This is a genomic window from Actinoplanes solisilvae, from assembly GCF_003999975.1.
In the GTDB taxonomy this organism is placed as follows: domain Bacteria; phylum Actinomycetota; class Actinomycetes; order Mycobacteriales; family Micromonosporaceae; genus Actinoplanes; species Actinoplanes solisilvae.
Genome location: NZ_RJAC01000003.1, coordinates 190,657 through 210,061, shown reverse-complemented (window position 1 = coordinate 210,061; position 19,405 = coordinate 190,657). Strand labels below are relative to the sequence as shown.

At 69.4% G+C, this 19,405-nt stretch carries 15 protein-coding genes and 2 pseudogenes; 9 read left to right on the top strand and 8 right to left on the bottom strand.

From position 1 onward, the window contains the following. Positions 1–41: 41 nt before the first annotated feature. Positions 42–593, top strand: a complete 552-nt coding sequence (locus EER30_RS11870; RefSeq protein ID WP_127500444.1) for a PASTA domain-containing protein — start codon at positions 42–44, stop codon at positions 591–593. 10 nt (positions 594–603) lie between these two features. Here EER30_RS11870 and EER30_RS11865 read toward each other — a convergent pair whose 3' ends face one another. The 3 genes and pseudogenes from EER30_RS11865 to EER30_RS48560 all read right to left on the bottom strand — a co-directional run. Beyond that, complete coding sequence (locus EER30_RS11865; protein ID WP_240669965.1) at positions 604–1,242, bottom strand: DUF4352 domain-containing protein; 639 nt, start codon at positions 1,240–1,242, stop codon at positions 604–606. A gap of 164 nt (positions 1,243–1,406) precedes the next feature. Beyond that, positions 1,407–2,081 (bottom strand): annotated as a pseudogene (locus tag EER30_RS48565) (M28 family metallopeptidase); the annotation flags it as partial. 69 nt (positions 2,082–2,150) lie between these two features. After that, positions 2,151–2,426: pseudogene (locus tag EER30_RS48560) on the bottom strand (PA domain-containing protein); the annotation flags it as partial. 609 nt (positions 2,427–3,035) lie between these two features. On the opposite strand from EER30_RS48560, the gene EER30_RS11855 reads away from it, so the two are divergent. The 7 genes from EER30_RS11855 to EER30_RS11825 all read left to right on the top strand — a co-directional run bounded on the left by EER30_RS11855 (position 3,036) and on the right by EER30_RS11825 (position 12,108). Next, the gene (locus EER30_RS11855; RefSeq protein ID WP_127500443.1) at positions 3,036–6,116 is read left to right on the top strand and encodes an AfsR/SARP family transcriptional regulator; all 3,081 of its coding nucleotides are present in this window, start codon (positions 3,036–3,038) and stop codon (positions 6,114–6,116) included. Between the two features lie 48 nt (positions 6,117–6,164). Further along, complete coding sequence (locus EER30_RS11850) at positions 6,165–7,019, top strand: hypothetical protein (RefSeq protein ID WP_127500442.1); 855 nt, start codon at positions 6,165–6,167, stop codon at positions 7,017–7,019. A gap of 29 nt (positions 7,020–7,048) precedes the next feature. Then, positions 7,049–7,567 (top strand): hypothetical protein, encoded by a 519-nt coding sequence (locus EER30_RS11845; protein WP_127500441.1) that lies wholly within the window; start codon positions 7,049–7,051, stop codon positions 7,565–7,567. Positions 7,568–7,693: 126 nt separating this feature from the next. Then, positions 7,694–8,146: a hypothetical protein gene (locus EER30_RS11840; RefSeq protein WP_127500440.1), complete on the top strand. Its 453-nt coding sequence runs from the start codon at positions 7,694–7,696 to the stop codon at positions 8,144–8,146. A 369-nt stretch (positions 8,147–8,515) separates the two neighbouring features. Continuing rightward, positions 8,516–9,502, top strand: coding sequence for a 2-dehydropantoate 2-reductase (locus EER30_RS11835; protein ID WP_127500439.1), 987 nt, complete (start codon positions 8,516–8,518; stop codon positions 9,500–9,502). Positions 9,503–9,506: 4 nt separating this feature from the next. After that, entirely contained in the window at positions 9,507–11,210 is a 1,704-nt protein-coding gene (gcl, locus tag EER30_RS11830) for a glyoxylate carboligase (protein ID WP_127500438.1), read from the top strand. A 136-nt stretch (positions 11,211–11,346) separates the two neighbouring features. Then, on the top strand, positions 11,347–12,108 hold the full coding sequence (locus EER30_RS11825) for a GntR family transcriptional regulator (protein ID WP_127500437.1): 762 nt from the start codon (positions 11,347–11,349) through the stop codon (positions 12,106–12,108). A 3-nt stretch (positions 12,109–12,111) separates the two neighbouring features. On the opposite strand, the gene EER30_RS11820 is transcribed toward EER30_RS11825, so the two are convergent. Then, positions 12,112–13,473 carry an NAD-dependent succinate-semialdehyde dehydrogenase gene (locus tag EER30_RS11820; protein WP_127500436.1) on the bottom strand — a complete coding sequence of 454 codons (1,362 nt, stop codon included), beginning with the start codon at positions 13,471–13,473 and terminating at the stop codon, positions 12,112–12,114. A 91-nt stretch (positions 13,474–13,564) separates the two neighbouring features. Continuing rightward, complete coding sequence (gene oxc / locus EER30_RS11815) at positions 13,565–15,298, bottom strand: oxalyl-CoA decarboxylase (protein ID WP_127500435.1); 1,734 nt, start codon at positions 15,296–15,298, stop codon at positions 13,565–13,567. A gap of 670 nt (positions 15,299–15,968) precedes the next feature. Here oxc and EER30_RS11810 point away from each other — a divergent pair. Next, positions 15,969–16,178, top strand: a complete 210-nt coding sequence (locus EER30_RS11810) for a hypothetical protein (RefSeq protein WP_127500434.1) — start codon at positions 15,969–15,971, stop codon at positions 16,176–16,178. A 20-nt stretch (positions 16,179–16,198) separates the two neighbouring features. Here the strand turns inward: EER30_RS11810 and EER30_RS11805 are convergent, their stop codons facing one another. Genes EER30_RS11805 through EER30_RS11795 form a run of 3 tightly spaced genes read right to left on the bottom strand, consistent with a single transcriptional unit; the run spans position 16,199 to position 19,289 of the window. After that, positions 16,199–17,203 (bottom strand): TerC family protein, encoded by a 1,005-nt coding sequence (locus tag EER30_RS11805; RefSeq protein ID WP_127500433.1) that lies wholly within the window; start codon positions 17,201–17,203, stop codon positions 16,199–16,201. Further along, the gene (locus EER30_RS11800; RefSeq protein ID WP_127500432.1) at positions 17,203–17,754 is read right to left on the bottom strand and encodes a hypothetical protein; all 552 of its coding nucleotides are present in this window, start codon (positions 17,752–17,754) and stop codon (positions 17,203–17,205) included. Before EER30_RS11800 ends, EER30_RS11805 begins: the two co-directional genes overlap by 1 nt. A 20-nt stretch (positions 17,755–17,774) precedes the next feature. Further along, entirely contained in the window at positions 17,775–19,289 is a 1,515-nt protein-coding gene (locus EER30_RS11795) for an Nramp family divalent metal transporter (protein ID WP_205650198.1), read from the bottom strand. Positions 19,290–19,405: the final 116 nt, after the last annotated feature.

The following is a 19,405-nucleotide window of genomic DNA, read 5'->3' as shown; positions in this document are numbered from 1 at the left end:
GGAGGACCGGAGCAGCTAAGACGAATCCTGAGGAGTGCAGCGTGTCCTACCCTCCGCCTCACCAGCCGCAGCAGCCTCAGCCGGCATGGCCGAGCCCCGCGCCGAAGAAGCGCAACAAGCTGCCGTACGTTCTTGGTGGGGTCGCAGTGGTCGTCGCGTTGTGTCTTGGCGGCACCATCATCGCGGCGGTGTCCAGTGACGGCGACAAGGAGAGCTTCGCCGAGGGCTACGCGCCGGGTGCCGCAGCGGCGCAGGCCCCGGCTCAACCGACCACCCCGGCGACGACGGCACCCACCCCGACGGCCGTCGCCGCCGAGCCGGTCAAGCAGACCGAGCCCGCAGCGGAGACGACGACCCAGGCCGCGTCCACGATCGAAGTGCCCGACGGTGTGGGAATGAACTACCAGTCCGCGCAGGATCTGTGGCGCTCGGCGGGCCTCGTCGTCGCGCCGGCCACCGACGCCACCGGGGCCAATCGCCTGCCGGTGCTCGACGCGAACTGGGTGGTTCTCTCGCAGGATCTGAAGGCCGGCTCGAAGGTCGCGACGGGCACACCTATCACCGCGACGGTGAAGAAGTACAGCGACGACTGATCCGGCGGGGCTACTTCAGCGGGATGCGGACGCCTTCGGTGAACGCGCTCTCGTGCAGCACGATCGAGGTCAGTTTCGTGCCGGCGGGCACGTCGTACACCAGGACGCCCTTGACCTGGTTGCCCGGGTTGATCTGCTCGAGGAAGGTCTGGTTCTGGTCGTTGACGTAGAGGCTCGCGGTCCCGTCGTACGAGTATTCGACCTCGCTCGCGTCGTAGGCCTTCTGTGAGGACCCGTCGAACGTCTCGGCCGAATCGGCGATGTTCTTCACCGTCACACTCACCTGACAGAACTGGCCCTGCGCCTTCGCGTTCAGGAGGTCGCTGCCGACCTGTTTCGCGCCGCACTTCATGCTGGTCACGGTGAATTCGAACTTGCCGTCGGTGGCCGGCGAGTTCATCTCACCGGCGACGGCGTTCTTGCCCTTGTTGTTGTTGTCGAGGTCGGTGGCGACCTTCGCCGCCCCTCCGACGAACAGGGTGAAGACGCCGATGCAGCCGACGATGCCGAGCAGGACGATGCCGCCGACGATCCACGGCCACTTGCGCTTCTTCTTCGGCGGCGGGATCGGCGCGTAACCGGGAGGCGGGGCGCCGTGCGACGCGCCTGAAGTGGGCTGAGTCCCGTACTGCGGTGGCTGGTAAGTCACGGCGAAACTCCGTCGAATCGGGGCCGATGGAACGAGGTTCAGCCCATCACCGGAAGGTTGCACTGCCGGCCGATCGCGGATTTTTCACCACGCTGGGGAAGCCGCCCGGACTCGACGCCGGGCGGCTTCCGTGGCCATGGTTACGGAATGGCGCTGGTGTTGAAGGCGAATCGAGCCACCGAGTCGGCGATGGCGTCGGCGTTGACGTCCAGCGCCGTCAGGTTCGGGTTGCTGATGGTGTCGCAGGCCAGGTGGTAGCAGATGTCGTAGGCGACGCCGGCGGTGCCGCCGAACAGGGCCTGTTCCTCCGGCGTCTTGATGCCTTCAGCGCCGGTGAAGATGCCGCCTGCGGGTATGCCGACCGCGATGAACGGGCCGTAGTCGGAGCGGCCGTCGAAGTCGGTGCCGACGGTGGCCAGGCCGCGGCGGGCGAAGAAGGCCGCGAGCTGCTGTTCAATCTGCGCGGAGCCGGGCGGCCCGGCCGGGGAGCCGACAGCGTCGGAGTCGTCGCCGTCATAGAGCTTGTACGCGTAGTTGGGTGAGGCGATCATGTCGAAGTTGAGGTAGAGCTTGATCCGGTCGCGTTCGGCGGCGGACAGGCCTTCGACGTACTGGTCGGAGCCGAGCAGGCCGATCTCCTCGGCGGCCCAGAACGCGAACCGGACCTTGTTGCGTACCGGGAAGTGTTTCATCTGCAGGGCGGTCTCGAGGATCGCGGCGGTGCCGGAGCCGTTGTCGTTGATGCCGGGACCGGCGGGCACGCTGTCGAGGTGGGCGCCGACCATGACGACGTTGCGCGGGTTGCCCAGGCGCGTCTCGGCGATCACGTTGTGGTCGGTGCCGAGGGTCAGGGTGGCGTCGACCTTGAGCCGGACGGTGGTGCCCGGATTGGCGGCGAGTTCGTTGCCGACGGCGAAGTCGGCGAAGACCATCGGGATGCCGGCGCGCCATTCTCCGATGTCGAGCGCGAATGCGTCGGTGCGTCCGGGTTGGCCTTCGTTGAAAACGATGATCCCGGAGGCGCCGGCGAATCCGGCGTTACGAATCTTGGTGGCGAAGGCGCATGTGCCGCGCTGAATGAGAGCGATCCGGCCGGCGACGAAACCGTTGAAGTCGGCGGTTTCGCATCCGCTGGTCGAGGTCGGCGCCGGGGTCGGCGGCAGGGTCAGGTCGACCGCCTGCACCTGCGCTGTCACGTCGCCGGCGGGTGAGGGCTGGAAGGTGAAGAAGTCTTCGTTGGGAATGTAGACCTTGCTGGTCGGCGCGGTCTGGGTCAGCGTGGGCGGGCTGTTCTCGGTCCAGTTCTGAATGAAGTTGATCGGGTCGAGGGTGACCTTGTAGCCGGCTTTCCGCAGCTTGTTGGCGACGTAGTCGCGCGAGGCCCGGTAGCCGGACGTGCCGGCGGCGCGGTTGCCGCCGTTCTTGTTGGCGATCGCTTGCAGGGCGTTGAGGTGCTCCTTGGCGTGCGCGCCGGTCACCTGCTTGACCAGCAGTTTGGCGAAGACGTCGTCGAGCGACGAGGCGCTCGCCGGTGTGGGTTGAGCGAAGACCAGGGCCAGCGTCGCGACTATGGCAGCGACGCCGACGGCTCCCTTTCGACGATGGATGAGCACGGTTCCCCCTGATACCTGGACGATTGATCACCGTGATTCTCATGAGACGCGTCGCTCGGAATCTAACGTGCGTTCAAGGAGCCGGGGATGGCCCGATCGGCCGGTCCCGGAATGCGTCCGGGGAAATCGTTTTGCGGTGACCCGTAAGATGCGACATATGTCGATGTATGGCTGCGCCTGGTGACCGAGCAGACGTGGTTCGGGCTCCTCGGGCCGCTCGTGGTCGAACGCGACGGTCAGGAAGTCACGATCGGCGCCGATCAGGAGCGCCTGCTTCTCGCGGTGCTGTTGATCCACGCCAACCAGGTCGTCAGCGTCGATGAGCTGATCGAGTGGCTGTGGCCGGACGGCTCGCCGCACAACCCGCGGGCCACGTTGCAGAACTACGTATGGCGTTTGCGCAAGAAAGTGGGCGGGGGCCTGGTCACCCGGCCACAGGGTTATCTGCTCACCACCGACCAGCGGGACCTGGACCGGTTCCGATCCCTGGTCGCGGAGGCGAAAACAGCAAGCGCGGGCGAGGCCGCGCGGCGGCTGCGGGCGGCACTCGACCTGCGGCGGGGGCCGATCCTCACCGACATCCGCCACGACGTGCTGCAACGCGACCTCGTGCCGCCCCTGACCGACGAGGTCCTGGCCGCGCTGTCGAGTCGCGTCGACGCCGACCTCGAGGCGGGCCGCCACACCCAGGTGGTGCCCGAGCTGCGCGCCCTCACCGCCGAGCATCCGCTGCGCGAGGGCTTCTGGGCCCAGTTGATGCTGGCCCTCTACCGCGACGGGCAGCAGAGCGAGGCCCTCACCACGTACCGGCGTCTGAGCCGCATGCTGGCCGACGAGCTCGGCATCGATCCGGGCCCGGCCGCACGCCGTCTGCACGAGGCGATCCTGGTGTCCGACCCGTCGCTCGGCACCACCACGTCCGCGCACCCGGCGGTCGAGGCCGAGTGGACGGTGCACCGCCAACTGCCGCTCGACCTGCCCGGATTCGTGGGCCGGACCGAGCCGGCCGCGCGGGTGATCGCCCGGCTGGCCGACGCGGGCAGCACCATGCCGATCGTGGCGCTCACCGGGCTCGCCGGCGTCGGCAAGACCGCTTTCGGCGTACGGGTTGCCCACGCGGTCGCCGGTCATTTCCCGGACGGGCAGTGGTATGTGCAGCTCGGCGGCGGCTCGGCCCCGAAAGACGTCGGCGGGGTGCTCGGTGAGCTGCTGCTGGCCTCCGGGCTGGGCGACGCGCAGGTGCCGCCCAGCCCGGCAGCAAGATCGGCCGCGCTGCGCAGCCGCCTGGCCGGACGGCGCGTGCTGCTCGTCCTGGACGACGCGGCCGACGTCGAGCACGTGTTGCCGCTGCTGCCCGGCGGCCCCGGCTGCGCCGTGCTGGTCACGAGCCGGGAAGACCTGATCGGGCTGGCCGTACGGTTCGGCGCGCTGTGCCTGACCCTCGACGTCCTCGACGTCGACGAGGCGTCGTCCCTGATGACCGAGATCATCGGCGAACGGGAGCCCGGGGCCGTCGCCGAGCTCGTCGAGCTGTGCGGACGGCTTCCCCTCGCGCTGCGCATCGCCGGTGCCGACATCGCCGCCCGCGGCTCCGGCGTCGAGCCCTACCTGGACAGTCTGCGCGACGCCGGCCGTCGCCTCGCCCGGCTCGCGGTGCCGGGAGACCGGCGTGTCGGCGTACGCGCGGCCTTTGATCTGTCTTATGTCACCCTGGCCGACGCCGAGCGGCACCTGTTCCGGCTGCTCGGGCTGGTGCCGGGCCAGGATGTGGACGTGTCGGCCGCCGCCGCGCTGGCCGGATGCGATCCCGCCGACGCCGAGCGGCTCCTGCACCGCCTCGATACGGCGCACCTCGTACGTCAATATCGGCCCGGGCGCTATCAGCAGCACGACCTGATCAAGCTGTACGCGGCGGAGCTCGCCGAGCCCGAGACGGCGCGGCTCGGACGGCTGCTCGACTTCTACGTCGCCAGTTCCACGAACGCGGCCGGGCAGATCAATCCGGCGCTGTCGGGCGGAACCGACGAGGACGTGCCGGACGTGGCGCACGCGACTAAGTTCTCCGACCGGGACACGGCCTGGTCCTGGCTCGACCAGGAACGCGAGAACCTCATCGCGGCGGTCGACGCGGGAGCGATCCGCCTGGCCACCGTCCTGGTCGGCTACTTCTACTTCGGGTCGCACGGGCAGGAGCTGAAGAGGGTCGCCGCCGCCGGCTTGCGCGCGGCCCGGGCGAGCCAGGACCGCGAACAAGAAGTGCGGATGCTGCGGTTCCTCGCCGACGGGCACGCCGTCTGTGGCGAGCGCGAGCCGGCGGCCGACTACGCCGAGCAGGCGGCCGCGCTGGCCCGGGCCCTCGGTGACGAGGCGGAGGAGGCGCGCGTGCTGATCGGGCTCGGCGAGGACTATGTCGAGCTGGGCCGCGCGCAGGACGCCGTGGAGGTGCTCACGCGGGCGGCCGAGCTGTCGCGCCGCACCGGCGTGCTGGCCGTCAACGCCAATGCGATCAGCAATCTCGGCAACGCGTACGAGCTGGTGGGCCGCACCGATGAGGCGATCCACTGTTACCTGCGGACGATCGCGGCGGCGGAGGAGCTGGATCTCACCGAGGGTGTGCTCTTCGGCCTGCTCGACCTCGGCGGCGCTCACTGGCACGCGGGGCGGCTCGCCGAGGCGGCGGAGGCCCTCGAACGCTGTCTGGTGCTGGCGAAACGCGTGGTCTATCGCCGGCCGGAGACCTCGGCACATCTGACGCTCGCCCGGGTCTACGCGTCGGCGGGCCGGGACGACACCGCGCGGTTGCACGCGGACACGGCGTTCGCCCTGGCCACCACGATCGGCGCGACGGATCTGCTGGCCGGCGCCCACGTGGAGTTCGGCTCAGCCGCCCTTCGTGCGAAAAAGCACGGCGAGGCGGTCGAGCAGTACACGCGAGCGCTGCACCTCGCCGCGGGTGGTGTGAGCCGACGGTACGAGGCGGCCGCGCGGATCGGGCTGGCGGACACCTATGTCACGGTCGGCCGGCTCGACGCGGCCCGTGAACACCTGACGCAGGGTGCTGTCGCGGCCTCGGCGCTGCCCGCCCTCGCGGCGTTGTGCCTCACCGTCGAGGCCCGGATCCTGGCCGCGGAGGGCCGGACGGACGAGGCGATCGAGACGGCTCGGCGCGCCCTCACCGCACACGAACGTTGCGGGTTCCGCATCGGCGAGGACCTGACGCGCTCGCTCCTCGAGGACCTGACAAGAGCGATGCGAGAGTAGCCCTTGGAACTCTCATCCCCGGCACCGGCCGAGGGATGAGGAGACGAGATGCGAGCGCCACTGCGGGTCGGCATTCTGGTGGCCGTCCTGATGGGATCCGGTTGCACGCCGGCCCCCGACAAACCGGCCCTCGACGTGCTCCATCGGGCCGAGGAAGTTCTTGTCCGCGACTGCATGGCAAGACAGGGCTTCACGTACGAGCCCCGGCCGCGGACGCCCGCACCCGACGTCGAACGCTTTCCCTACGTGGTCGACGACCTGGAATGGGCGCGGGCGAACGGATACGGCCGGGCGGAACGGCGGCAGCTCGAGCAGGAAGCCTCCTCGACGGCGAGCTACTACGGCGGGTTGCCGAAAGAACAGCAAAAGGCGTGGCTCGCGGCCTATCACGGCGATCGGGCCTCGGGGCTGAAGGCCGATTTGCCGTTCGGGGGAACGGTCGGCCACAGCGACCAGGGCTGCGCCGCGCGGGCCTGGCAGGACCTGTACGGCGACATGCGCGAATGGTTCCGGGTCAGCCGGATCACGGACGCTCTCGGCCAGATGCGGGTCGGGCAGACCAGCCGGGACGAGCGCTACGTCGCCGCGAGGAAGCGCTGGCAGGAGTGCATGAGCGCCGAGGGCTTCGCCGCCGGGGCCCCGCTCAGTTTCCGCATCCAGCAGCTCGAGTACGAGGGAGCCGACGCTGAGGCCCGGGATCGGGCCGCCGCGATGTCGGAGGCGAGATGTGCGGCGCGGTCCGAACTGTCGACGGTCGCCCGGCAACTGGACGCGGCCAACGCGTCGGCCCTCGAGAAGAAGTACCGGGCCGAGTACGACACCGCCGAACGGCTTCGGCAAGCAGCCCTGCCGAGAGCGCGTGACGTGCTCACCCGGTCATCTGACCACCTGGTGTCCCAATGACACACCAGGCGAAGAAAGGGAACCGCTCCATGAGAAAACTCCTCGCCGCCGTGATCGCCGCCGCGATCGTCGGCACCCCCAGCGTTGCCCACGCCGCGCCCGAGCCGACGGCGCCGCCCGCCGCCGTGAAGCAGAGCAAGCCGGACGGGACCATCGCCGGCTCGCTGCGAGCGGGGGTGAAGCCCATGGCCGACCGCAACGGCCTGTTCTACGTCTACTCCGACGACATGGGCAGCGACCAGACCTACGCAGGAAATTCGACGCAGTGGCCGACCGGGTGGAACGACAAGGTCGACCAGCTGTGGAACAACGGCTTCCCGGGCTCGCAGGACGACGTCAACATCTACGACTATCCGTGGCACGTCGGGGCCTACGCCTGCATCGGCAACGGCGACTTCTGGAACCTCCGTGAGGACGACTACGTCTTCTCGTGGACCCACGCGCATGACGACTCCGGCTTCGAGCTGGATCCCCTGTGGGAGACGGTCCACGACCGGGGAACCTCCCACAAGTGGGTCGACTGGTGCGGTAACAACAACACGCTTTAACTAGGGGACCGGCCGGACGCCACTTCGGGGGCAGTGGCGGCGGCCGAGCGAGACGGGTTCCCGGGAGATCCTCCCGGGAACCCGTTTCCTGTCGTGCAGAAGACCAGGGCGAGCACACTTGAGGTCATGAGCACCCTCGTTCTCCGGGCCTTCCTCCTCGGGCTGGCCACCGGCGGCCGCAGCGTCACCGGCCTGGCCGCGGTCGCCCGCACCACGAAGCCCAGCGCGCTGCCGTCGCCGTGGAATGCCGTGGCCGGCCGGCGGGGTCGGACCCTGCTGACCGTCGCCGCCGCCGGCGAGCTGGTCGTCGACAAGTTGCCCCAGACCCCGAGCAGGCTGGCGCCGGGCTCCCTCGCCGGCCGAACCGCCTCCGCTGTCGCATCGGCCGCGCTGCTGGCCGCCCGGAGCGGCGCCAACCCGGCCCGGGTCGTGCTGCCGGCCGCAGCCGGAGCCCTCGCCGGCAGCTTCGCCGGCGCCCGGTGGCGCGCCTACGCCGCCGACCGGGGCTGGCCCGCGATCCCCGCCGCCCTGCTCGAGGACGCGGTGGTCGTCAGCCTGGCCGCCACCGCCACCGCCTGACGGCGTCCACCACCCGCTCGCCTTCGAAGACGCTGCAGCGCGCAGTTGCCGGCGACGACGGCCGGCCACCCGCTCAGGAAGCGCCCGGCCAGCGGGTCGTTGAACAGGGGCGGCCGGGCATGGCCCTCCGGCGCCCGCATCATGCCGGCGCCGGCCGCTGTCCGCTCCGCCTGGTTGCCGCCACAAGCCCTCCCGGCCCGACGACAGCGAACCCGTCGCCGCAGTTCGAGGCTTGTCACTGTCTCCCAGATTGCATACTGTACTCGCCATAATGCATACACATTTCTTGCCGGCCTCTCGGTCCTGCGGCGTGAAAACGGGGCAGCACGACGGGGGTCTCTTGACGGCCGGCGCGAGAAGGGGTCGCTTATGCGAGTTGCGGTGCTCGGAGCCGGCGCCATCGGCGCGTACGTCGGCGCCTCGCTGTGCCGGTCCGGAGTGGACGTCCATCTGATCGCCCGCGGGGCGCACCTGGCCGCGCTGCGGGCGAACGGGGTACGGGTCATCAGCCCTCGGGGCGACTTTGAAGCCCATCCGCACGCCACCGACGATCCCGCCGAGATCGGGCCGGTCGACTACGTCTTTCTCGGCCTCAAGGCACATTCGTACGCCTCGGCCGGCCCCCTGCTCGCTCCCCTGCTCGGCCCGGAGACCGCCCTCGTCGCCGGCCAGAACGGCATCCCCTGGTGGTATTTCCACCAGCTTCCGGGACCGTACGAGAATCATCGGATTGAGGCCGTGGACCCGGGCGGCGCGACCTCGGCGGTGATGGCGCCGGAACGGGCGATCGGCTGCGTGGTCTACCCGGCCACCGTCATCCAGTCGCCCGGGGTGATCCAGCACCTGGAAGGAACCCGGTTCTCGATCGGCGAACCGGACGGCACGGTGTCACAGCGGTGCCTCAAGTTCAGCGAAGCCATGGTCGCCGGCGGTCTGAAGTGCCCGGTCGAACCGCGGCTGCGCGACGACATCTGGATCAAGTTGATGGGCAACGCCTCGCTCAACCCGATCAGCGCGCTCACCCGGGCCACCATGGTCGAGATCTGCGAGAGCGCGGGCACCCGGCGGGTCGTCGAGCAGATGATGGAGGAGACGCTCGACATCGCCGCCCGGGTGGGCAGCAAGCCCGAGATCTCCATCGAGAAGCGGCTCGACGGCGCTCAACGGGTCGGTCACCACAAGACCTCCATGCTGCAGGACCTCGAGGCCGGTAAAGAGATGGAGCTCGACGCCGTCGTCGCGGCCGTGGTCGAGATGGCCGACATCACCGGCGCCCCGGCCCCGACGCTGCGGACCGTCTACGCCGCGACCGATCTGCTGGCCAAAACCATGTCCCGCTCCCGACCAGGAGGTTGATTCCATGGCCAAGATTCCCTGCATGGACGCGGTCGTCGCGGTGCTCGCGTCGGAGGGCGTGGACATCGCGTTCGGCTGTCCCGGCGCCGCCATTCTGCCGCTCTACGCGGCATTGAAGCGCAGCGAGATCAAGCACCTGATCGTCCGGCACGAAGAGGGCGCCACCCACATGGCCGACGGCTGGGCCCGCACCAACGGCCGGGTCGGCGTGGCCATCGGCACGTCCGGACCGGCCGGCACCAACATGATCACCGGGCTCTACACGGCGCAGGCCGACTCCATCCCGATGATCTGCATAACCGGGCAGGCGCCCACCGGCAAGCTGCACCAGGAGGCGTTCCAGGCGGTCGACATCGTCGAGATCGCCAAGCCGGTGACCAAGTGGGCCGTGCAGGTGAAGGAGGCGGCCCAGGCACCCTGGATCTTCCGGGAGGCGTTCCGGATCGCCCGCTCGGGACGGCCCGGACCGGTGCTGATCGACCTGCCGATCGACGTGGCCCGGCAGGAGATCGAATGGGACGCCACGATCGACGCGCCGCTGCCGGTGCCCGTGGTCGAACCGCACCTCCCCCGGGTGGAACGGGCCCTCGACCTCCTGCTGGCGGCCGAGCGCCCGCTGATCCTGGCCGGCGGCGGGGTCATCATCGGCGAGGCCACCGACCTGCTGCGCGAGGTCGCCGAGACCCTGGACATCCCGGTGCAGGTGACCCTGATGGGCAAGGGCGCGCTGCCCGAGGACCACGATCTGTTCGCCGGCATGACCGGCATCCAGACCACCCAGCGCTGGGGCAACGCCTCCTTCCTGGAGTCCGACCTGGTCCTGGCGATCGGCGCCCGCTTCGGCGACCGGCACACCGGCGACCTGGAGACCTACCGCGCCGGCCGCAAGTTCATCCACGTCGACATCGAGCCGACCCAGCTCGGCCGGGTGTTCGGCCCTGATCTCGGCGTTGTGTCGGACGCCAAACCGTTCCTCGCGGCGTTGCTGGCCGCGGCGAGACAACGGCGGGCAAGAACAGATCGTGGCCGATGGACCGCGCGGGTGCGGCAGCTCCGCGAGACCCTGGGCCGCCGCGACGATTTCGACACGGTCCCGATCAAGGCCCCCCGCGTGTTCAGGGAGATCAACGAGTTCTTCGGCCCGGACACCTATTTCGTCACCGCCATCGGCCTCTACCAGATCTGGTCCGGCCAGTTCCAGAACGTGTTCAAGCCCCGGCACTACCAGGTCTGTGGTCAGGCCGGCCCGCTCGGCTGGGAGATCCCGGCGGCGATCGGGGTCAAGTCGGCCCGGCCCGACGCGGAGGTGGTGGGCGTGGTCGGCGACTACTCGTTCCAGTTCCTGGTCGAGGAGCTCGCCGTCGCCGCCCAGTACGACATCCCCTTCGTACTGATCATGTTGAACAACGAGTACCTCGGGCTGATCCGTCAGGCCGAGATCGGCTACGACATGAACTACGAGGTCGACATCCACTACGACGAGTACGGCACCGACAACGTCAAGATCATGGAGGCGTACGGATGCTCCGGCCGCCGGGTGTCGCAGCCCGGTGAGATCGCCGACGCGCTGGCCTGGGCCAGCAAGGAGGCGAGGCGCACCAGCCGGCCGGTCCTGGTCGAGGTGATGATCGAGCGCGAGGGGAACACCGCGCACGGCCTCTCGATCGCCAAGGTCAACGAGTTCGAGCCGGACCCGGTCGCCGGCTGAGAGCAATGACAGTGCGAGGGTGGGCGGTCGAACCGCCCACCCTCGTCGCGCCCCGAGAAGCCGACCTGTCGTTCATTGCATCTCGCCGACTGTATGCTATAGCCCACCCGATCGCTCTCGCACCCGGAGGTATTCCATGACCGATCGGAGAGGCACGACCTCACCGGCCGGCGCCAACGGCCGGCGACGGTCCCTCGGCGCGGCCCGCGGCGAACCCCGGGCGGCGCGTCAGCCCCTCGAGCGACCCGCTCCGCTGCGCGAGGCGGTCTACGACGTCATCGCCGAGATGATCATCAATCGTGAGCTGCAGCCCGGCGAGCACCTCGTCGAGAACGAGCTCGCCGCCCACCTCGGCGTGAGTCGCCAGCCCGTCCGCGAGGCCCTGCAGCGGCTGCACAACGAGGGCTGGGTCGACCTGCGGCCCGCCCTCGGCGCCTTCGTGCACGTGCCCACCGAGGAAGAGGCCGACCAGCTTCTCTCCACCCGCACCCTGCTCGAGGCCGAATCGGCGCGGCTGGCCGCCAAGCTGGCCACACCGGAACAGATCGAGCGCCTCAAAGAGCTGCAGAGCGTCGGCGAACAGGCCCTCAGCGACGACAGCCAGGTGGCCCTGGTCGCCGCGAACGCGGCCCTGCACGCGCACGTGGTCGAGATGTCCGGCAACAAGGTCCTGGCCCAGCTGATCGCCATGGTCGACCGCCGCGTGCGGTGGTACTACTCCCCCATCGCCCGCACCCGCGGCCGCGAGGCGTGGGACGAGCACGCGCTCCTGATCGAGATGATCGCCACCGGGAACAGCCGGCGTGCCGGCGAGCTGATGCGCCGGCACACCGAACGCACCCGCGAGTCCTACCACCAGCGCCGCAAGGACGGCGAGGAGCAGGACGCCGCGAGCTAGGTACTACAGCCTGATCGACTTCTTGTTCATGAACTCCTCGATGCCGGCCGGGCCCAGTTCCCGGCCCATCCCGGAGCGCTTGATCCCGCCGAACGGCAGATCGGCCTGCGATCCCCCGGCGCTGTTCAGATACACCATGCCCGACTCGATCTGCCCGGCCACGCGGCGCAGCCGGTCGGGGTCGGTCCCCCACACGCTGGCGCCGAGCCCGAACGGCGAGTCGTTCGCGATGGCGATCGCCTCCTCCTCGGTCTCGGCGCGGAGGACCAGCACGACCGGACCGAAGACCTCCTCGTAGTAGACGTCCATGTCCGGGGTCAGGTCGGTGAGCACGGTGGCCTCGAGATAGGCGCCCGGCCCGTCGATACGACGACCGCCCGTACGCAACGTCGCGCCCTGCCGGATCGCCAGCTCGACCTGACCGGCCACCTCGTCGGCCGCCGCGACCGACGCGAGCGGCGGCAGCTTCGTCGCGGGGTCGCTGGGGTCGCCCGGCACGAACGTCTCGGCCACATACCTGGTGAGACGGTCGACGAACTCCTCGTAGACGTCGCCCAGCACGATCATCCGCTTCGGGGCGTTGCACGACTGGCCGCAGTTGCGCATGCGGGCGGTCGCGGTGGCCTTCACCGTACGGTCGAGGTCGTCGCTGTCCAGCACGATCAGCGGGTCGGAACCGCCCAGCTCGAGCACGGCCTTCTTCAGGTTCTTGCCGGCCTCGGCGGCGACCGAGATGCCGGCCCGCTCGCTGCCGGTCAGCGAGACCCCCTGGATGCGCGGGTCCGCGAGCATCATCGGGATCTGCGAGCTGGAGGCGAAGATGTTCACGTACGCGTCCTCGGGCACGCCGGCCTCGTGGAGGATCTTCTCGATGGCGACGGCCGACCGGGGGCACGTCGAGGCGTGCTTGAGCAGAATCGTGTTGCCCAGCACCAGGTTCGGCGCCACGAACCGGGCGACCTGGTAGCAGGGGAAGTTCCACGGCATGATGCCGAGCAGCGGCCCGATGGGGTTCTTGGTGATGACCGCCCGTCCGCCCTTGATCTCCAGCGGCTCGTCGGCCAGCAGCGCGGCGGCGTTGCCGCTGTAGTACCGGAAGATGTCGACGACCACGCCGACCTCGCCGCGGCCCTCGTTGATCCGCTTGCCCATCTCCTGGGTCATGATCGCGGCCAGCTCGTCGGCGCGCTCGGCGAACAGGTCGGCCGCGCGGGCCACGATCTCAGCCCGGTCAGCCACCGTACGCTGCCGCCAGGCGACGTATCCGCGGTGCACTCGATCGATCGCGTCCTGGATCTCCTCCTCGGTCGAGTTCTCGATCTTCTCGATCAGCTCACCCGTCGCGGGATTGGTCACTGTGTACATAGCGAGCCTCCGTCTTCTTCCAGGATGTGATCTGACGCGCACACGGGGGCGGCCCGCGTGCGCGGGCCGCCCGGCGTCTAGGTCGAGGTCCTCACCGGACCGTAATGCCTTTCGGGTTGAGGTGGGCGATGTTGCCGCTCTCGGTCCCGTCGGCCGGGTCGATGACGCAGTCGATGAGCGCGGGCTTGCCCAGCGCCAGGGCCTCGCGGAGGGCGGCGGTGACCTCCTCGGGCGTCGTCGCCTGATAGCCCTTACCCCCGAACGCGGTGATCATCACGTCGTGCCGGGCCTGCAGGGCGGTCGGAGCGGGGTCGCCCGACGCCGAGGCGGCCGCGTCGCCACGGTAGACGCCGCTGTTGTTCAGCACGATCGTGACGATGGGCAGGTCGTAGCGGCAGATCGTCTCGAGCTCCATGCCGCTGAACCCGAACGCGCTGTCGCCCTCGATGGCCACGACCGGGTCACCGCTCTCGACCGCCGCGGCGATCGCGAACCCCAGCCCGATGCCCATCACGCCCCACGTACCGCTGTCGAGCCGGTGCCGTGGCACGCTCATCCCGATCGTGTTGCGGGCCAGGTCGAGCGCGTTCGCGCCTTCATTGACCACGTACGCCCGGGGGTTCTCCCGCAGGACGTCACGGATAGCCCGCAACGCGCCCAGGAACTTCATCGGATGGGCCGTCTCGGCCGCCTCGAGCCGCTTGGCCATCTTGGCCACGTTCGCGGCCGACCGGGACGACAGCTCGTCGCGCCACGGGGCCGGCACCGAGATCTGGCCGGGCTTGGTCCGCTCGAGCAGCGCCTGCATCACCGAACCGACGTCACCGACCAGCGGCGCCGCGATCGGCTGGTTGCTGTCCAGCTCGGTGCTGGCGATGTCGACCTGGATGAACTTGGCGTCGGGGTTCCACTGCGGCGCGTCGCCGTGCCCGAGCAGCCAGTTCAGCCGGGCGCCGACGAGCAGCACGACGTCGGCCCTTTTCAGCGCCAGCGACCGGGTGCTGGCCACCGACTGCGGGTGGTCGTCGGGCAGCAGCCCTTTCGCCATCGACATCGGCAGGTAAGGCACGCCGGTGAGCTCGACGAACTGGCGGATCTGCTCGTCCGCCTGGGCGTACGCGGCGCCCTTGCCGAGCACGACGAGCGGCCGTTCGGCACCGGCGAGCAGTTCGATCGCGCGGTCCAGCGCGGCGGTCTCCGGCACCTGACGCGGTGCCGGGTCGACGACCCGCCACAGCGACTTCGCGCCCAGTTCCGCGTCGATGACCTCGCCGAGGACCGCGGCCGGGATGTCGAGGTAGACCCCGCCCGGCCGTCCCGATACGGCGGTGCGGATCGCTCGGGCGATGCCGCGGCCGATGTCCTCGGCCCGGTGCACGCGGTAGGCCGCCTTGGCGAACTGCCGGGCCGCCGCGAGCTGGTCCATCTCCTCGTAGTCGCCGCGCTGCAGGTCGACCAGGTGCCGCTCGCTGGAGCCGGAGATCTGCACCATCGGGAAGCAGTTCACGGTCGCGTTGGCCAGGGCAACGAGTCCGTTGAGGAATCCCGGGGCGGACACCGTCAGGCAGATTCCCGGCTTCTTGGTCAGGAACCCGGCCGCCGCCGCCGCGTGCCCGGCGGCGCTCTCGTGCCGGAAGCCGACATAGCGGATGCCCGACGCCTGCGCCAGGCGGGCCAGGTCGGTGATGGGAATGCCGACCACGCCGTAGATGGCCTCGACCTCGTTGAGCTTGAGCGCATCGACGACCAGGTGGATCCCGTCGGTGAGCTGCTGGGCGTCGACGGTGTCGCCGGCTTCTGATTCCCGGTGTGGAGCGATGGTCATGATCCGAGCCCTCCATCATGGTCGCGCGACTTCTGTACACAGTCAGCGGTCGTACCCGCCCGCCGGGCCGTACCGCGAGTTGTATACCGTATGGGGTAGGCAATAATCGTGGACCATACGACGGCGGAGTGTCTAGGGGCGACGGAGAGATTCCCGTAGGGCCACAGGCCCCTACCGGCCGTGCCATCAGTCGGGAACCGGCCGGTGGAACGGTGGCCTAGGTCTCACTCAATCGTTTTTTGTATACCGAAGCCTGTATCCTGAAATTGCCAACAGGCACCTGTCCCCAGAGGACGAGCAGTGAGGGTTTGTGGTGGCACGGCTGCGGGTAGTCGACCGCAGGAGACGCGGCGCAGCGTCCCGATCATGCGGGCGCGAGGCCGAAGCCCCCACACGGCCGCCGCGGGCAACCCCCGCCGGTCGCCCTCTCCGGTGACAGAGATGGTTCAGGCCGTCGTGCGACGTCGCGTGACGGCGAAAGCATGGTTCCGGCCGTAATGCGACGTCGCGTGACGGCGAAAGCTCCGGCGACCCGGGTGTGCCCGGCCCCACCAGGCCCACCCGGGTGTCCTGCCGGACCACCGTTCCGGACAGTTCCAGTCCGGTCCGGTGCGCACGGCCCCGGGAAAAGCCGTTCCCGGGAAGACCGACAAGCAGGAGTGATGTTGTCATGACCACCTGGCGGAAGCTCTCCCGTTCCCTGAACCGCCTCACCGACCGGCTGGCCCTGCCGTCCGGGTCCCCGGCCGACGGACGCTCCCTCGGGCTCGGCCTGGCGGCCGCGCTGGAGAACCAGCGCCGGGCCGCCCGGCCGAGCGACGAGGAGATCGCGCGTTTCTTCCGTGGCACCGCCCCGGACGACGACCTGATCAAGGCCTGACAACGGGCCGAACCACTCGGTCAGACCGCGTCCCGGTCCGCCGTCACGGTCTCGCGGGAGGTTTCGGCTTCCGCGTCTTCCGTGGCGGCGGTCTGCCGCCGGGACTTCATCAGGCTGGCGACGGTGGTGATCGCCAGCGTGCCGACGATGACCCCGAGCGAGACGGTGATCGGCACCGCCGGCGCCCAGGACACCCCGTCGTGGTGCAGCGCCTCCAGCACCAGCTTGACGCCGATGAAGGCCAGGACGAACGCCAGGCCCTTGCTGAGATAGACCAGCCGGTTCAGCAGGCCACCCAGCAGGAAGTAGAGCTGCCGCAGACCCATCAGCGCGAAGGTGTTCGCGGTGAAGACGAGGTACGGCTCCTGGGTCAGTCCGAAGATCGCCGGGATCGAGTCGAGCGCGAAGAGCAGGTCGGTCGTGCCGATCGCCACCATCACGATCAGCATCGGCGTGACCATCCGCCGGCCGTCGATCCGCACCAGCACCGACGAGCCCTGATACGTCTCGGTGGTCGGCAGGATCCGCTTCGCCGTACGGAGGGCGAAGTTCTCGGAGAACTCGTCCTCCTGCTGCGGGCCGACCAGCTTGAACGCGGTGTAGATCAGGAACGCGCCGAACAGGTAGAACAACCAGTCGAACCGTGCGACGGCCGAGGCGCCGGCCGCGATGAACACGCCCCGCATCAGCAGCGCCAGCACGATGCCGATGAGCAGCACCTTCTGCCGGTACTTCACCGGAACCGCGAACCGGCTCATGATGATGATGAAGACGAACAGGTTGTCGACGCTGAGCGAGTACTCGGTGAGCCACCCGGCGAAGAACTGGCCTCCGTAGGTGACCCCGGCCGTTCCCATGATCAAGAACCCGAACGCGACCGCCGCCAGCACGTAGAAGCTGACCCAGGCCACGCACTCCCGGAACGACGGCTCATGGGGATTCCGGGCGACCAGGTAGAAGTCGAAGGCGATCATCACCGCGAACCCGATGATCGTCACGGCCCATACCCAGAGCGGTAAATTCATTACGCCCCCTTGTGTCGGACGGCACGGGCGGCGGCCCGCGCCTGCCGGCGGTTCTCTCTCGTCTTCCACTGCGCCTCGGCGTGCCGCAGGTAGAACTGGTACAGCCGCTCGGCGCGAGGATCACCGTGCCGGATGCGGCGCAGCCAGCCCGGCGCCACCCGCTCGTAGAGCCAGCTGAACCCGATCGCGAAGCCGAGGCTGACGATCGCCTGGAAGGCCAGGAACCCCCACACGTCGGGCGGCAGGGTCGGCCGGCCGGTGAGGAGCAGGCCGACCAGCACCTCGTGCGTCAACCGGGCGAGGGGAAACCCGACGAGCCAGTAGAGCGCCGTCGGGGCGAACACCCCCGGTGAGATCTTCCCGGCCGCCATCAGCAGCCCGAATCCGCCGCCGAGCAGCGCCAGGGGCAGTCCGAGGGCCAACGCGGTGGCCAGGGCCCAGTCGAGGGGCTGCCCCGCGATCAGGGCCAGCCCGAAGGCGGCCGGACCGGCGATCGCTCCGATGCCGACGCCCGGCAGGGCCAGGTTCCCGAGGTGACGCCACTTGGTCATGAGTTCCCCCTGCCCCGCCACTAGATGACCACGCCGAAGCGGACCAGGCTGTAGACCAGCATGCCGAGGTAGAACACGGCGCCGAACCCGATCACGGCGTTCTGCAGAAGGCCCGGACGGATCGGTTTGGGCAGCATCCGGTTGTTCACCAGCAGCAGCACGACGCAGTAGGCGCCCATCGCGAAGGTGGACAGGAAGGCCAGCACGTCGAGGATCGCGCCCGGACCGTCGGCGGGGCCGAAGTTCAGGATCAGGATGCCGAACGTGATGACGCCCCAGAGGAAGCCCGCGTAGAGCTTCGACATGCTGAACCGCTTCGCACCGGGCACGAAGTGGTACGTCATGTCGGCCTGGCCCCGCGAGAACGAGTCGAACAGACCGAGCGTGGCGTTGAGCCCGATCAGCGCGATGAACCCGAGGAACACGCCGTGCAGCACGGGCGCGCCGGCCGAGGCGAACGCGTCGGCCATGGCCGTCAGCGCGACCTCCCGATCACCGTCGCGGATGAGGTCACCGACGTTCGGGTTCTCCCGTACGGCGGTCTGGGCCAGAACGGTGAACGAGACCGTGACCAGCATCGTGATGCCCCAGAAGAGCAGCAGGGCGTCGAAGGTGACCCACCGCCGCCAGCCCTTCCACTTCTTCATCTCCTCGGGGTTGTCGGTGTCGAACATGAAGCCCCGCGAAGGCATGACCTCTTGCTCGCCCGCGTGCCGCAGACCGCGGATCTTGGGGATGTGCGCGCCCATGCCGGCGCCGGAGTCCCGCAGGTGCAGCGTGTACCACATCTGCTGCATCCCGGACGGGCCGGCGAACGCGATCGCGCCCACGATGACCGGGAACCAGGCCGCCGACATCGCCTCGTCGGGCAGGTAACCGAAGTGGAGCATGCCGCCGAGGGTCGAGGTGACGTCGCTCCACCGGCCGACCAGCGAGGCGACGACCGAGGTGCCGACCACGAGCACGCCGATCAGCAGGCCGAGCAGGCTCTCGAGCAGCGGGTAGATGACTTTGGCCAGGCTGAACACGATGCCGACCAGGATCAGACCGACGCAGGCCGAGACGGTCCAGGGTATGCCGGTCACCTCCTCGAAGGCGGCGGCGCCGGTGGACAGATGCCCGGGCCAGATATAGACCAGGATCGCCACGCTGAAGAAGAACCACATCAGTGGTTTGAAGACCCGCGCGGCGCCGAAGAAGATGCTCTCTCCGGTCGCCATCGCGTAGCGGGCCATCTCCAGCATGACGAACGCCTGGAGGGTGACGCCGATCAGGAACAGCCACCGGATCTCCGGCCCGAAGATCAGGACCAGGCGAGGCCACATGTACGACTCGCCCATTCCCACGCCGAGGGCGACGAGGAACACGGTCGGGCCGAGCAGGTGGATCGAGGGCGGCGCCTTGGGCAGCTCCCTGATCGGCATGGGTTCGAGCCTTCCGGCCCGCCATACTCGGTCGTCGGGAGCGGTGACGGTGGCGGTGGGTGTCGTGCTGCTGGTGGGTTCGTTGGGAGAGGGGTTGTTCGAAGCGTCCACGTTGGACCTCCTGGAATTGCGACGTCCGGACCGAGGGACGGCCCGGCACGGCGTCTGTCCTCTGACCCTGGCCGCGGAGCGGTCGCTGTGTCGCTAGTGGCCCCTCCACCTGCCCG